A 14,424-nucleotide genomic window follows, 5' to 3' on the forward strand; every position below is an offset into this window, starting at 1 on the left:
TAAGCAGCGAGTAGATCATGGCAGGAATGTTTAGCTCCTGCGGCCGACCACGGTGGTTCTTTTTCCGAAGGACGTGCAGGACCGGAGCCAGATCTAAGTGTTCAAAGATTTGGCAGTATTTATTTTCTGGGCGCATCAGGAGCAATTCCTCAAAGGAAAATAGCTCTTCTTGTCGAATTGAATAGATAGGGATTACCTCTTTTCTTTCTCGGGTGTCGGTTTGGTCGCCTATAACTTCGAGAATTTGGGGAGGTACTCCTTTTTCTATGCTCAAAAAATCCAAGCGCAGCAAGGGTTTTGGATTATGAAATTGTCTCCGGAATACACTTATAGTTACTTCAAGCCCATAATCGTGGAGTATAGTTGTACAAAATGCAGTTAATCGATTGAGGTGCTGATTTTGTAGTAAAGGTAAAACAACTCATTCTAACTCGCTTAACGCACTCACATAACTTACCAAATCACCTAATACACTCTACTCAAAAAGTCTAGAAAACCAAATCTGCTCAATATGCTAATCATACTAAGTTTAAAAAGCTTAAAAACTCAACCAACCAATATCAACCAGCCCTCAACCATCCAAACTCAGCCCTCCCGGAAGCCCTCTCCCATTACATCGTGTACATCGCTGATAATAACGAACGCTGTAGGATCGACGGATTTGACCAGCTGGCTGAGCCGGCGGATCTCCTGGCGGGATACGACGCAGTAAACCATGTGCTTTGCCTGCTTGGAATACGCGCCGATGGCCGGAATCAGCGTTACACCCCGCTCCATCTCGGCAGTAATCAGGTCGGCAATCTGCGGCGCATCATCGCTGATGATGGTGAAGGCTTTGGCGGCGTATGCACCCTCCTGGATAAAGTCTATGACCCGCGATGCGATGAAGACCGCCACAAGGGTGTACAAAATCTTTTCACGGGGTATGTAGAGCAGGGATGCGCCGATAATGATAACATCGACAACGAGGATGATCTGGCCCATGCTCCAGCCAAATTTGCGTCCCAGGATGCGTGCCACGATATCAACCCCGCCGGTAGTCCCGCCGTAACGGAAAACAATGCCCAGGCCAAGGCCGAGGGTAACGCCTGCATATAATGAAGCAAGAATAAAATCATGCTCGGTAGTGAACGGGACGAGCCAGCCCTTGTCAATTGCCTGTTCGAACACCCATAGGAAAAAAGTCAGGGAGCCGATGCCGAGTCCGGTGTAAACAATCTGATTGGAGCCGAGCACTTTCCAGCCCAGCAGGAACAGCGGAAGGTTCAGCAGCAGTGTCGTCAGGAAGATTGGGATGCTGAAGGCATAATTGAGCAGGATGGTGATCCCGGTTACGCCGCCCTCCATCAGCTGATTGGGCACAATAAAGTACAAAAGCCCGAACGCATAGACCGCTGTTCCCAGCATAATGGGCACTATGGTTTTACCGATATTCTTTACCTTTAATGAGTTCATTTAATCCCTCGCCTAAGCCCTTATACGGGCAGAATGTTCTAGTCTGACTTTCATGAGGTGAAGCATTAAATATAAAAAAGATTTGTCTTCAAAACGTCTTTACGATAACATAGGGGCAAACATAAGGCAAGATCATACAGGGGGCGCAGCTGCAAATTATGGAAAAAAGTCTAGCCGAGATTCAGCGCGAAGTTGACGCTTATATCTCACAGTTTAAGGAAGGTTACTTTAGTCCGCTGTCCATGCTGGCCCGGATGTCCGAGGAAGTCGGGGAGCTGGCGCGTGAAGTGAACCATCAGTTTGGTGAAAAGCCCAAAAAAGCCGATGAAGCAGACAACTCTATTGAACTGGAGCTGGGTGACATTCTGTTCATTACGGTTTGCTTTGCGAATTCACTGGGGATTGATCTGACCGAGGCTCACAATAAAGTGATGCACAAGTTCAATACCCGTGACGCCGGCCGCTGGACCCTTAAAAACACCGATTAGGCCCTTATATCATATGCTGTACCAAACGAACGGGATTTAGCCGTAAGGATGGTGAGTATATGGATCATAACGATTATATCAAGGCCGCATACCGTTCCATTTTGCGCAGCGATTTCGCGCAGGCAATTGAATCTTTTGAGGCTGCAATTTCGGCCAGTCCGGACGATGCCGAAGTCAGATACCGGTGCTCCATAACCTACGCCCGCAGCGGGATGGTGGAGAAAGCGCTGGAGCATGCGGTCGCTGCGGTGAGGCTCGATGATACGAAGCCCGAATACCGGCTGCATCTCCAGCATCTGCAGGCGCTTCGGCTTGTGCAGGAGGCCAAACATCTGCTGGAAGATGACGCGGGCGGGACATCCAATCCGTATCATCCGGTTACACTTCTTAAAGAAGCAATTACGCTGGACCCCTTATACGGAGACGCCTATGTATGGCTGGCCATTGCGCACAGCCGGATGAATGAGCATGTACAGGCGATCGCCGCCATGAAAGAGGTTATTGCCCTTCATCCGGATGATACCGGATTGCGCCAGCTGATGAAAGACCTGCAAAGGTCATTGCAAAAATATATCCATTAAAGATGGAACCAGTAAAAGCGAGGAGGACTTAAAGGTGAGCGACAAGATCAGAGTGATTGTCTCCGGAGCAGGAGGCAGAATGGGTAAAGAGGTTGTTAAGCTGGTGCTGCAGGATGATGAGCTGGAGCTGGCAGCAGCAGTAGACCGTTCCGCAGTCGAACGTGATGCGGGCCGTATGGTGGGGCTGGATGAATGCGGAATAACTGTTACTTCCGATCTGGAAGCTGCCTTAGCAGGGAGCCGCGGAGATGTGATGGTCGATTTTACGATTCCGCAATCGGCTTATGCCAACACTTCGCTTGCAATTAAATACGGGGTGCGTCCGGTTATCGGGACAACCGGGTTCACTCCGGAGGAAATTGCCGAGCTGGACAAGCAATGTCAGGAGCAGGGAATCGGCGGGCTGATTGCCCCGAACTTCTCGATCGGAGCGATTCTGCTGATGAAATTTGCCGCACAGGCATCGAAATATTTCCCGCATCTGGAAATTATCGAGTATCATGGAGATCAGAAGCTGGATGCTCCTTCAGGTACAGCAATCAAGACGGCAGAGATGATCTCTGAAGCGAGAGAAGAGCTCCGCCAGGGCCATCCTCACGAGGAGGAACTTATCGAAGGCTCGCGCGGCGGCTATTATAACGGCTTCCGCATTCACAGCGTCCGTCTTCCGGGTGTGTTTGCCCAGGAGGAGGTTGTGTTCGGCGGCTTCGGGCAGTCGCTCAAAATCCGTCATGATTCGTACGAACGGGCAGGTTATATGCCGGGAGTTAAGCTGGGAGTCCAGAAGGTAATGGGGTATACCGGACTGATCTACGGCTTCGAGCATTTTATTGAATAGACAGGGGAGAAACCAACATGCTAAAGATTGCCTTTATCGCACATGACCGCAAAAAAGAAGAAATGGTCAATTTCGTTACCGCCTATGAAAATGTTTTTACCGGGCTGGAGCTGTACTCGACCGGAACAACGGGACAGCGGATTATGGAAGCCACCAAGCTGAAAATCAACCGGTTCATGTCCGGTCCGCTGGGCGGCGACCAGCAGATCGGCTCTCTGGTAGCGCAGGATGAGCTGGATCTGATCATTTTCCTGCGTGATCCGCTGATGGCTCAGCCGCACGAGCCGGACATTACGGCGCTGCTCCGTTTGTGCGATGTGTACGGCATCCCGGTGGCGACCAATATCGCAACGGCGGAAATTCTGGTGAAGGCAATCGACCGCGGGGATTTCGGCTGGCGGGAGCTTGTACATAAATACAAACCGGGTGTGGACGAGTAATGAAGCTGGACATTCTTGTATTCGGGGCGCATGCCGATGATGCCGAGATCGGTATGGCCGGAACCATCGCCAAGCATACGGCTGCGGGTCTGAAGGTAGGCCTGTGTGACTTGACCGCTGCCGAGATGTCATCGAACGGCACCGTAGAGCGCCGCAAGCAGGAAGCGCAGCAGGCTGCCGATGTGCTGGGTGCTGCTGTGCGCAGTAATCTCGGGCTGCCTGACCGCGGCCTCTATATGACAGAAGAGCATCTGGCTGCGGTAACCGCAGAAATCCGCCGGTTTGCCCCGGCTGTCGTATTCGCACCTTACTGGGAGGACAGGCATCCGGATCATATCGCCTGCAGCAAGCTGGTGGAGGAGGCTGTTTTTAATGCCAAGCTGCGCAAATACATGCCGGACAAGCCTGCGGTGCCTGCACCGCTGCTGTATTTTTACTTCATCAACGACCTGGGCCGTACCGACCTGATTGTGGATGTAACGGAGCAATATGCTGTGAAGGAGCAGGCACTGTCCTGCTACCGTTCCCAGTTTGAAAAAGCACCCGGCGAGGATGTGGTATCCACCCCGCTTAATGAGGGATATATTGAACGCGTCCGCTCACGGGATATGCTTCTTGGCCAGCGCAGGCTCATTCCGTTTGCCGAAGGCTTTGCCACCAGGGTTCCCCATGCTGTTGACCTGTTCCTTAACGGGGGCAAGACGGAATAAGCTTTATTTTGTTGTGTGATGCAACTATAATAAATCCATGACATTACTTAAAGTAAGAGAACAGTCTACGAAGGGGACGGAGCTATGAACCGGCTAAAAATAGGCATCACCTGTTATCCGTCTCTGGGCGGCTCGGGCGTAGTGGCGACTGAACTGGGCAAGCTTCTGGCGGAAAAAGGCCATGAAGTCCATTTTATTACACACAGTATCCCGTTCCGGCTTGGAACGTTTCAGAAGAATATATTCTATCATGAGGTTGAGGTTAACGATTATTATGTGTTCCGTTACCCCCCTTATGATCTGGCGCTGGCGACCAAAATGGCCCAGGTAGCCAAAATGCAGGGGCTGGATCTGCTTCATGTCCATTATGCGGTACCGCATGCCGTCTGCGCATTTCTTGCCAAGCAGATGCTCGGCAATGATATGAAGGTCGTTACTACCCTGCACGGCACCGACATCACGGTGCTGGGGCAGGATGAATCACTGAAGGATCTGATCCGGCTGGGCATTAATGAGAGCGATGCGGTTACCGCCGTTTCAATGGATCTCATTAATGAGACCCGGAAGGTTCTGGATATTACAAGGGATATTGACCTGACTTATAACTTTGTTGACAAGCGGGTCTATTATCCGCGGGATGTAACAGACCTCCGGGGCGATTACGCCGACCCCGATGAGAAAATCCTGATGCATATCAGCAATTTCCGCCCGGTGAAACGGGTGGGCGATGTGGTTGATGTTTTTGCCAAGGTGAGCAGGGAGATCAAGGCAAAGCTCCTTTTGGTAGGGGAAGGTCCGGAGCTGCCGAAGATTCAGGCCAAGATCAACGAAATGGGACTTGAGCACAAGGTGCGCTTCCTCGGCAAGCAGGATGAGATTGCCCAGGTAATCTCGCTGGCTGACCTGCTGCTGCTGCCTTCGGAGAAGGAGAGCTTCGGTCTGGTGGCGCTGGAGGCAATGGCCTGCGGCGTTCCGACAATCGGTTCACAGGCCGGAGGTATCCCGGAGCTGGTCCAGCACGGCAAGACCGGCTTCCTTGCGCCTATCGGCGACACGTCGGCGATGGCGAAGTACGCAGTGAAGCTGCTCTCGGATGAAGCGATGGCTGAACAGTTCAGAAAGGCTTGCCTGCTGCGGTCCTGCAATGATTTCAGCAGAGACAGCATTACGAATCAATATGAGGATATTTATTACCGTGTGCTTGGGCGCAAGGTGCTCGGAATGGATGCCATCCGGGGGTAAGGAGAACGCTATGGAATGGACAATGGCACCGGACGGCATGGCGGCAGCAGCCCGCAAGGTGATTACAGGGCTGCTTGAAAGCGGCCGTGAGGCTTATTTCGTCGGGGGCTGTATCCGCGATGAGCTGCTGGGCCGGCCGGTTCATGATATCGACCTGACCACTTCGGCGCTGCCCGAGGAGGTTATGGCCGTCTTTCCGCGCTGTGTCCCGACAGGGCTTGCTCACGGGACGGTTACAGTGCTGCAAGACGGCTTCAGCTTTGAGGTGACGACTTACCGGACGGAGAGCGGCTATGCCGATCACCGCCGTCCGGAGCATGTCTCTTTTGTAAGCGATGTTAAAGAGGATCTGCGGCGGCGGGATTTCACCATCAATGCAATCTGCTGCGGACTGGACGGGGAGCTGGTTGATCCGTTTCTGGGCGCGCAGGACTTAAACGCCCGGCTGATCCGCTGCGTAGGCAGTGCGGAGGAGCGCTTCGACGAGGACGCACTGCGCATGCTGCGCTGTGTGCGGTTCGCGTCGGTGCTGGATTTTGCCGTCGCCAAGAATACGTGGCGGGGGCTGCTGCGCCAGCGGGACAAGCTGGCGCATATCGCTGTCGAGCGCGTGCGCGCCGAGACGGAGCGCATCGCCCTGGGGCCGCACCCTGTGCGCGGCCTCGGCCTGCTGGCGCGCAGCGGGCTGCTCGCGCGCGGCAAAGCCCCGTTCCCCTGGACCGGCGAAGATTTGGCGGCAGCTGCCGCCATGCTGGCCGGGATCGGGGAACTGGACAGCGCCCGCCTGCGGTGGGCGCTGCTCCTCCATGCCCTGGGGCAGTCGGCCGAAGCGGCCGACAAGCTCCTGCGGGCATGGACGTTCCCGGGGGCGGCGCGCAGCTCCGTCGCCGCCGTGCTCCGCGTCCGCGAGGCGTGGGACGCGGCCCTGGCCTCAGTAGCGCCGGATTCTCCCGGCGCTACGGAGCAATTACGGCGGCGCTGGATCGCCGCCGTGCTGTCCATCGGCGCGGAAGCCGCCGATGGGTGGGTGACGCTGCTGGCGGCGCTGCCGCAGGCCGCCGCAGGCAGTGCAGGCGGCGCGGAGCGGCCTGCACAGGGCGCCGGCATGGCTGCGCCAGCCGGTAGGCCCGTCATTCACGCAGCTGACAGCGCAGCGCCAGCGGGCCAGTCCGTCTCACACGCAGCTGACAACGCAGCGCCAGCCGGCCAGCCCGTCTCACATGCAGCTGACAGCGCTGGCCCAGCCGGCCATGCAGTCTCACACGCTTCTGACAGCGCAGCGCTGATCCGCCAGCATATCCCGCCTGCTACTCTCCGGTCATGGACTGAAGAGATGCCAATCCGCTCACTTAGCGAGCTGGCAGTTTCCGGCAAGGAGCTGGCCGGTCTGCTTGGGAAGACTCCCGGGCCGTGGCTCGGCGTGCTGCTGAATAAGCTGCTGCTGGCTGTAGCGGCTGGGGACTGCCCGAATGACCAACAAGTACTGCTTCAGGAAGCAAGAAGGATGGATATAGATGAATCATGATAAGTTGGCTGAACCCGGTCTTCCGGCACGGGACAGCTTCGTTTCCGGCTGGCAGGACCGCCTGCATCTGCTTGACTCGGTAGTTTCGACTCAGGAGGAAGCGAAGAAGCTTGCTGAGGCAGGTGCCCCCGAAGGCACAGCCGTCCGGGCTGAGGAACAGACGGGCGGCCGTGGCCGGATGGGCCGGAAGTGGCATTCGCCAAAGGGCAAGGGCATCTGGATGAGCATTGTGCTCCGCCCTGACCTGCCGCTTGCCCTGACGCCGCAGCTTACGCTGCTGGCCGGGGTGGCTGTCTGCACAGCCATCCGTGAAGTGACCGGTGTGCCGGCCGGAATCAAATGGCCGAATGATCTGCTGGCCGGCGGACGCAAAATCTGCGGCATCCTGCTGGAATCCTGCCTCCGGGAAGGCGGCCTGCACTATGCTATCGCCGGCATCGGTATTTCCGCCAACCTGACTCCGGAGGACTACCCGGATTACCTGCAGGAGGTCGGCACCTCTCTCCTGATTGAAGGCGGGGGCATCCCGGTAGACCGTGAACAGCTGACCCGGGCTGTGCTGGCTGAGCTGGAATATCTCTACTGCCTGTATCTGGATCAGGGCTTCCAGCCGGTGAAGGAGCTCTGGGAATCCATGTCGGTGACGCTTGGACGCCAGATAAGCTTCAGAACAGCCCAGGGCCGCTCTGAAGGCAAGGCAGTGGGACTGGATGAGAACGGCGGACTGCAGCTGCAGGATGAGGCTGGCAATATCACCAGCATCCTCTCAGGCGAGATAGAAATGATCTGATATGACAAGGGTTCCATCCCTTGTCATATTTTTTTCGTGTAATTTGGGGCAGGTTTTGGTATACTATGGACAGAGACGGTATCGCCTTGACGCGAACTGTACTCCGGCTAAGCTTTAATAACTGAGTAATTGCTGTTGGATGTACCTTCATAACTGTACAGGACGGTTACGTTGGATTCTGCTCTGAGCCGTAAGGACCGAGACAGAAGGGACGATCGCGAGTGACTCTTTTTTGCCCTTCGGACCTATTTAGCCGATTATGCTAAAGGGTTTTTTTGTTTGCGCGTTTACGCGTACTTTAAATTATCAGAAGTACAGGCTTTATGACTTATCCTTCTGATAATTCTCGCAGAAACGGGTGCCGCCTTTCCTAAAGGACGGCGAAGCCGTTTCTACTTGACTGCGAAAAGGGGAATGGAGAGAGTGGCTGACAAACATGCACTGAACATTGTAAAGATGAAAAAAATGAAAGCGGAGGGTGTGCCTTTGAGCATGCTGACCGCTTATGATTATCCTTCGGCGCTGCTGGCCGAAGAGGCGGGGATTGATCTGATCCTTGTCGGTGATTCGCTGGGAAATGTGGTGCTCGGCTATGATACGACACTGCCGGTAACGATCGACGATATGGTTTACCATACCCGCTCTGTCGTCCGGGGGGCGCAGAACACTTTTATAGTGGCTGACATGCCGTTTATGACCTATCACGGTGGTGTGGATGAGACGCTGCGCGGTGTACGCAGACTGATGCAGGAGGGGCGTGCCCATGCGGTTAAGATGGAAGGCGGGCTGGAAATCTGCGAGGCCGTGTCTGCAGTAACGAAGGCGGGAGTGCCGGTTCTCGGCCATATCGGCCTGACTCCGCAGTCGGTCAATATGATCGGCGGCTACCGGATTCAGGGGAAGGACCCTGAGGATGCACAGCGGCTGATGAATGAGGCTAAGGCGCTTGAAGCGGCAGGAGCGTTCGGGATTGTTCTGGAGCTGGTGACGGAAGAAGTGGCTGAAGCCATCACAAAGGCGCTCAGCATACCGACCATCGGCATTGGAGCAGGACGATACTGTGACGGTCAGGTGCTCGTGTTCCATGATCTTGTTCGCTATGCTTCGCCGTACCGGGAGAAGCGTTTCGTCAAAACCTATGCCGACGTCGGCAGCATCATCCGCGAGGGGATCAGCAGCTATGTCAAGGAAGTGAAGGAACGTTCCTTTCCTGCCGAGGACCATGTTTTTAACGCGGATGAGCATGTACTGGAATCTTTATACGGCGCTGCCGCAAAAGGAGAGAAGTAAGATGAGAGTGGTCAGAACAGTAGCACAATTGCGCGAAGCGCTTGATTATATGCGTCAGGGAGGGCATACGCCGGTCGGTTTTGTGCCGACTATGGGCTATCTGCATGAAGGACATGCCAGTCTGCTGCGCAAGGCTGGTGAGAAGAGCAATACGGTAGTGATGAGCATTTTTGTCAATCCGCTGCAATTCGGGCCAAATGAGGATTATGCCTCTTATCCGCGTGATGAAGCTCGTGATCTGGAGCTTGCCGAACGTGAAGGTGCAGATATCGTCTTCATTCCGAGTGTGGAGGAAATGTACCCGCAGCCTACACTTACCAAAATCTCGGTATCCTCACTGACTACCCGGCTCTGCGGCGCCTCCCGCCCGGGGCATTTCGACGGTGTAACCACTGTTGTTAACAAGCTGTTCAATATGGTACAGCCTGATTATGCATTTTTCGGGCTTAAGGATGCCCAGCAGGTTGCTGTTTTGCGCCGAATGGTATCCGACCTCAATATAAATGTTGAAATTATTGCCTGTCCAATTGTCCGCGAGAATGACGGGCTGGCGCTCAGCTCGCGCAATGTCTATCTGTCAGCAGAAGAGCGCAGCCAGGCGCTTGTACTATCCCGTTCACTGAAGGCTGTTCGCCAGGCAATGGACGAGGGCGCGGTCCGTACTGCTGATGAAGCCCGGACGCTTCTTATCTCGGAAATATCATCTGCTCCGCTGGCCGTGATTGATTATGTGGAAATTCTGACTTTCCCTGATCTGGAGGTTCTGGAACCAGGGTCGCCGCTTACTGCCTCCGGCAGCGAGATCATCATTGCGCTGGCTGTCAAATTCGGCAGAACCCGGCTGATCGACAATAATGTATTTATTCCGAAGGAGGCTCCCGCCCTTGTTTAGACATATGATGAAATCCAAAATCCACCGTGCGACGGTTACAGAGGCCAATCTTAATTATGTAGGCAGTATTACCATTGATGAGGATCTGATGGAAGCGGCCGATCTGCTTGAGAACGAGAAGGTGCAGATTGTGGACAACAACAACGGCTCCCGGCTGGAAACCTATGTCATTCCGGGCCCGCGCGGCAGCGGCGTCATCTGCCTGAACGGGGCGGCGGCCCGTCTCGTGCAGCCTGGCGATACAGTGATTATTATTTCTTATGCGATGCTGTCTTCGGAAGAGCTGGCCGGCCACAAGCCGACGGTTGTGTTTGTGGACGCAGACAATAAGCCGGTTAAGCTGGCTGACCATGAGCTGCACGCAACAATCGCCTGATAAGGCAGCTGCAGGCCATGTAATCAATGGCAGGGATGAACCGCCCCGACTTTGCGAAAAATGAAGGCAGGCAAGCTTAGGCTGATTTCATGTTCAGTAAAGGGGGATGGCCCGATGTTTCAACATTTATTTGCTGAAATGAACAAGATGCTCCAAGAGATTGCCCGTGACTTCCCCTCTTCGGAGGGGGAGTACCGGAATGAACTGATCCGCAGGTACAACATGCTTCACAGGCTCAGTGATAAAGTGATGGATGAGTGGCTGGCCTTTGCCGAGCAGCTGAGCCAGTTCCGGGAACAGACGGAGCTTTCGCTCGAGCCTGAGGAAGAAATGCCGCAGCAGGAGGCGCCCGAGCTTGCCATGGATTCTTTTGTCCGGGGCCAGGGGTATTATAAGCTCCTGATGTACGGCAAATGTATCCAGCAGTTTCAGGAAGTGATTCGGCGTTATCCGGACAGTCTCGCCGGCCGTCTATATCTGGCCATGGCTTATCTGCAGGAGGGGGACGGGGAGACGGCCTGGACCCATCTGAACCATATGCTCGCCCTGATCCGGGAGAGCAAGCTTAAGGCGATGATTTATAATGCCCTGGGCTGCATCAGGGCCTCACAGGAGCGCTTCCTTGAAGCAAGTGAACTGTTCGGTTTGTCTTTGCAGCATGATCCGGCTCTGCCGGAGCCGGGTGTTAATCTGGAGGTCTGCCGCAAAAAAGGCGGTAAGCTCCAGTTCGGGGAACAGCTTGTTTCGCTTTTGTAATCATAGCCATTCATTTAGGCGATGCATCCACTTGAACAAGCGGCTTGCATCGCCTTTTTACGTAACTTCTGTTATGCTGATATGGAGTCTCAAGTGAAAGGGAATAGAACTTACAATGAAATTTGCCGTGCTTGATTTTGAAACTACGGGAACCCAATCTGTGGGTGAGATCATCCAGGTTGGCCTTGCCATTATAGAAGAAGACCGGTCTGTTTCCCGGGTATATGGGTCCTATGTCAAGCCCGGAACACCGATTCCTCCTTTTATTACAGGCTTGACCGGCATAACCGACGCTGATGTTGCGGATGCGCCGGAGCTGGATGAAATGATGATGGAGCTGGTCCCGCTGCTGGATGATGTTGTGCTGGTAGGGCATAATGTCGCATTTGATTTCCACTTTTTACAGAATGCCCTGGACCGCTGCGGCTACTTGCCGTTTCAGGGCCGGATTCTCGATACGATTGATTTTCTCAAAATATGCTTTCCGTCGCTGACCACCTATCAGCTCGGTGCAGTCAGTGCGCATTTCAAGCTGACGCATGAGCGTCCGCATCAGGCTGACAGCGATGCGCTGGCCACTGCGCTCGTGCTGCTTAAATGTCTTGACGAGCTGTACAGCCTGCCGCTGCTGACCATTCAGCGCCTGAATGAGCTGTTTGCGGGCGAGGACAGCGATCTGGCCTGGTATTTTGATGGCCTGCTTCATGAGCGGGAGATGGAAACCTTCCAGCCGGAGGGCGAGCTGACCTTTCACCGTCAGCTGGCGCTTGCGGTCGGCGACTGGAATGAGCTTGTTCCACCGCGCGAGGAGGGTTCCGGCAATCCTTTGGAGAATGTATCCTTTGAGGACTACATGGCTGAGGTAACAGTCCGGCTGAAGGATACGTTACCTCAGTATGAGACGCGGGAAGCTCAGGAGATTATGATCGGCGAAGTAAAGACCGCGCTTCAGGAAGAAAAGCATCTGCTGATTGAAGCGGGCACCGGCACCGGCAAATCGCTGGGCTACCTGCTGCCGGCTATTTATCATAGCGTGCGCACAGACCAGAAGGTGATGGTCAGCACACATACAATCAATCTGCAGGATCAGCTGCGTGAGCGCGACATCCCCCTCCTGACTACAGTGGTCCCGTTTCCGTTCAAGGCTGCCGTCTTTAAGGGAAGAGGGCACTATTTGTGTCTGCGCAAGTTTGAACATAAAATAAATAACAAGGACTTCGTAGGCACCAGAGAAGAAACGCTCACTGCAGCCCAAATGCTTGTGTGGCTTACCCAGACGCAGTCCGGTGACGATGAGGAGCTGAATCTCAGCGGCCGCGGCGGCGACTTCTGGGAAAGCGTCGCCAGCGACACCGACTCCTGTCTGGGCCGGTCCTGTCCGTGGTTCCGTAAATGCTACTATCACCGGGCCAAGCATGAAGCCGGAATTGCCGATGTAGTCATTACGAATCATTCCAAGCTGTTCGCAGATGTAAAGGCCGGGCATCAGCTGCTGCCTGCCTATGAGCATCTTGTGATTGATGAAGCACATCATCTGGAGGATGTGGCAGGCAAGCATCTGGGCATGCAGATGAAATATTTCACTGTTGCCCATACGCTGACCCGGCTGTACAAGGACAGTAAGAGCGGCCAGCTCCCGGCGCTTCGCCAGACCCTGCAGACATCGGGAAGCGAGCAGGCCTCCGAATGGAGCAGTGTCATCGACCGGATCTATCCGGACCTGCTGACCGTCAAGGAAACCTGGGATGTGCTCAGCGACAAGCTGTTCGGACTGCTGCCGGACCGCAGTGATGCCGCAGCTGGTGAGGCCGGGCAGCTGGTGTCACGCCTGCATCCCGGCAAGAAGCCTAGGGACTGGGAAGAGCTGGCTGCGCTGGAGAACACGCTGAATCTCAGCCTCAGCGATATTATCCGCAGGGGCGACAAGATGCTCAGTGAAATGCGCGATACCGACAGCCAGTCCTCCTCGGACAGTCTGGTAACCGACATCGGCGGCCTGTTTAAGGATCTGGCCTCGATCCGCGAGCAGATCCGTTTCTTCATGAGCTTGAATGATGAGAATGTTGTGTACTGGATGGAGGGCAGCAGCAATTACCGCGGCAAATCCCTGCAGCTGTATGCTGTGCCGGTAGATGTCAGTGCCCAGCTCAAGGAGCTGTTCTTCGACAAGAAGAAGAGTATAACGCTGACCTCTGCAACGCTGTCTGTGGATAAATCGTTCCAGTTCATGATCGATAATCTCGGCCTGGGCGAGGCTGCGGAGCAGGAACGGCTGATGACCGCACTGCTGCCTTCACCGTTTAATTACCGCGAGCAGGCACTGCTTGTTATACCGCGTGATTTTCCGAGCGTAAAGGGCAGTGTAGGGGATGCCAGGTTTGTTGACAAACTGGTGCACTCGCTGGCAGAAGCCGCTGTAGCAACCAAAGGCCGCATGCTGGTGCTGTTTACTTCCTATAAAATGCTGAGGCAGGTCTACGACCCGCTGAAGGAGGCACTGGCCACAGAGGACATCGCTGTGCTTGGGCAAGGTGTAGAGGGAGGGAGCCGCAGCAAGCTGATCCGGCGTTTTCAGGACAGTTCTGCAGCGGTGCTGCTTGGAACCAGCAGCTTCTGGGAAGGCGTGGATATTCCCGGAGATGCGCTCACCTGTCTGGCGATTGTCAGACTGCCGTTCCAGCCCCCGAACCACCCGCTTGCAGAGGCCAAAGCCGAGCTGCTGCAGGCACAGAAGAAGAACCCGTTCATGAAGCTGTCGGTACCCCAGGCGGTTATCCGCTTCAAGCAGGGCTTCGGCCGGCTGGTTCGCACCGCCCAGGATCGGGGAATTGTCATTGTATATGATACCAGGGTTATCGAGTCTTACTACGGGAAGTATTTCCTGTATTCGCTGCCCGGCCCCAAGATGGAGCATATGCTGACTGACCAGATGGTTCCGAGAATCGAGGAGTGGCTGGAGGGCGGCATTTCCTAAAATGCATTTATTTCATTCTTAGTCTAGTTCCGCATCAGCTTCCCACATGCTAAAGTAGCGGGAAGCG

General features: G+C 54.8%; 14 protein-coding genes and 1 pseudogene. 13 read left to right on the forward strand and 2 right to left on the reverse strand.

The features are described from left to right. Nucleotides 1-274 (reverse strand): annotated as a pseudogene (locus BLR64_RS30550) (hypothetical protein); the annotation flags it as partial. 311 nt (nucleotides 275-585) lie between these two features. Further along, complete coding sequence (locus tag BLR64_RS10925) at nucleotides 586-1,455, reverse strand: YitT family protein (RefSeq protein ID WP_090714157.1); 870 nt, start codon at nucleotides 1,453-1,455, stop codon at nucleotides 586-588. A gap of 158 nt (nucleotides 1,456-1,613) precedes the next feature. Between BLR64_RS10925 and BLR64_RS10930 the strand changes: the two genes are divergently transcribed. From BLR64_RS10930 to dinG, 13 genes are all read left to right on the forward strand, one after another. Next, entirely contained in the window at nucleotides 1,614-1,943 is a 330-nt protein-coding gene (locus BLR64_RS10930) for a nucleotide pyrophosphohydrolase (protein ID WP_068723335.1), read from the forward strand. 59 nt (nucleotides 1,944-2,002) lie between these two features. Continuing rightward, nucleotides 2,003-2,524 carry a tetratricopeptide repeat protein gene (locus BLR64_RS10935; RefSeq protein ID WP_090714158.1) on the forward strand — a complete coding sequence of 174 codons (522 nt, stop codon included), beginning with the start codon at nucleotides 2,003-2,005 and terminating at the stop codon, nucleotides 2,522-2,524. A 34-nt stretch (nucleotides 2,525-2,558) separates the two neighbouring features. Next, entirely contained in the window at nucleotides 2,559-3,362 is an 804-nt protein-coding gene (dapB, locus tag BLR64_RS10940; protein ID WP_090714159.1) for a 4-hydroxy-tetrahydrodipicolinate reductase, read from the forward strand. Nucleotides 3,363-3,379: 17 nt separating this feature from the next. Further along, complete coding sequence (gene mgsA, locus BLR64_RS10945) at nucleotides 3,380-3,802, forward strand: methylglyoxal synthase (RefSeq protein WP_090714160.1); 423 nt, start codon at nucleotides 3,380-3,382, stop codon at nucleotides 3,800-3,802. Continuing rightward, nucleotides 3,802-4,512, forward strand: a complete 711-nt coding sequence (gene bshB1, locus BLR64_RS10950; protein WP_090714161.1) for a bacillithiol biosynthesis deacetylase BshB1 — start codon at nucleotides 3,802-3,804, stop codon at nucleotides 4,510-4,512. The genes mgsA and bshB1 overlap by 1 nt, the downstream gene beginning before the upstream one ends. Nucleotides 4,513-4,596: 84 nt before the next feature. Then, nucleotides 4,597-5,754, forward strand: a complete 1,158-nt coding sequence (bshA, locus tag BLR64_RS10955) for an N-acetyl-alpha-D-glucosaminyl L-malate synthase BshA (protein WP_090714162.1) — start codon at nucleotides 4,597-4,599, stop codon at nucleotides 5,752-5,754. 10 nt (nucleotides 5,755-5,764) lie between these two features. Then, nucleotides 5,765-7,279 (forward strand): CCA tRNA nucleotidyltransferase, encoded by a 1,515-nt coding sequence (locus BLR64_RS10960; RefSeq protein WP_090714163.1) that lies wholly within the window; start codon nucleotides 5,765-5,767, stop codon nucleotides 7,277-7,279. Further along, entirely contained in the window at nucleotides 7,269-8,069 is an 801-nt protein-coding gene (locus tag BLR64_RS10965) for a biotin--[acetyl-CoA-carboxylase] ligase (RefSeq protein WP_090714164.1), read from the forward strand. The genes BLR64_RS10960 and BLR64_RS10965 overlap by 11 nt, the downstream gene beginning before the upstream one ends. A 423-nt stretch (nucleotides 8,070-8,492) precedes the next feature. Further along, nucleotides 8,493-9,359, forward strand: coding sequence for a 3-methyl-2-oxobutanoate hydroxymethyltransferase (panB, locus tag BLR64_RS10970; protein WP_090714165.1), 867 nt, complete (start codon nucleotides 8,493-8,495; stop codon nucleotides 9,357-9,359). A 1-nt stretch (nucleotide 9,360) separates the two neighbouring features. Then, a complete protein-coding gene (panC, locus tag BLR64_RS10975; RefSeq protein WP_090714166.1) occupies nucleotides 9,361-10,251 on the forward strand; it encodes a pantoate--beta-alanine ligase in 891 nt (296 codons plus the stop codon). Continuing rightward, nucleotides 10,244-10,627, forward strand: a complete 384-nt coding sequence (gene panD / locus BLR64_RS10980) for an aspartate 1-decarboxylase (protein ID WP_090714167.1) — start codon at nucleotides 10,244-10,246, stop codon at nucleotides 10,625-10,627. The genes panC and panD overlap by 8 nt, the downstream gene beginning before the upstream one ends. Nucleotides 10,628-10,741: 114 nt before the next feature. Next, nucleotides 10,742-11,383 carry a tetratricopeptide repeat protein gene (locus tag BLR64_RS10985; RefSeq protein WP_090714168.1) on the forward strand — a complete coding sequence of 214 codons (642 nt, stop codon included), beginning with the start codon at nucleotides 10,742-10,744 and terminating at the stop codon, nucleotides 11,381-11,383. A 115-nt stretch (nucleotides 11,384-11,498) separates the two neighbouring features. Next, nucleotides 11,499-14,357 (forward strand): ATP-dependent DNA helicase DinG, encoded by a 2,859-nt coding sequence (gene dinG, locus BLR64_RS10990; RefSeq protein WP_090714169.1) that lies wholly within the window; start codon nucleotides 11,499-11,501, stop codon nucleotides 14,355-14,357. The last annotated feature ends 67 nt before the right edge of the window (nucleotides 14,358-14,424 follow it).

Source organism: Paenibacillus typhae (genome assembly GCF_900099765.1).
Lineage (GTDB): Bacteria > Bacillota > Bacilli > Paenibacillales > Paenibacillaceae > Paenibacillus_AQ > Paenibacillus_AQ typhae.